This is a genomic window from Streptomyces sp. NRRL S-1022, assembly GCF_000720135.1.
Lineage (GTDB): Bacteria > Actinomycetota > Actinomycetes > Streptomycetales > Streptomycetaceae > Streptomyces.
Genome location: NZ_JOIU01000139.1, coordinates 1 through 391 on the forward strand (window position 1 = coordinate 1; position 391 = coordinate 391).

At 68.5% G+C, this 391-nt stretch carries 1 protein-coding gene; it reads left to right on the forward strand.

The genetic code is table 11. The annotated features are described in order from the left end of the window. Nucleotides 1-391: zinc-binding dehydrogenase (locus IG05_RS0141205; protein ID WP_030349199.1), on the forward strand; the 391-nt coding region annotated here is incomplete at both ends.

Consider the following 391-nt stretch of genomic DNA (forward strand, 5'->3'; position numbering starts at 1 on the left):
CGGCTCAAGGGCGCCGCCGAGATCGTCGCCGTCGACCCGGTCGCCTCGCGCCGCGAGTCCGCCCTCAAGTTCGGTGCCACGAGGGCGGTCTCGCCCGACGAGCTGGCCGACGCCAAGCAGCAGGTCACCGCCGGCGAGGGGTTCGACTACGTCTTCGAGGTCGTCGGCAAGTCCGCCACCGCCCGCACGGCGTACGAGAACACCCGGCGTGGCGGCACCCTCGTCGTCGTCGGCGCGGGTGCCATGGACGACTTCCTCCAACTCAACATGTTCGAGCTGTTCTTCGACGAGAAGCGCATCCTGCCGTCGATGTACGGCGGCGGCGACGTCCTGCGCTCCTACGAGCGCACCATCGCCCCTGTCTCTTATACACATCTGACGCTGCCGACGA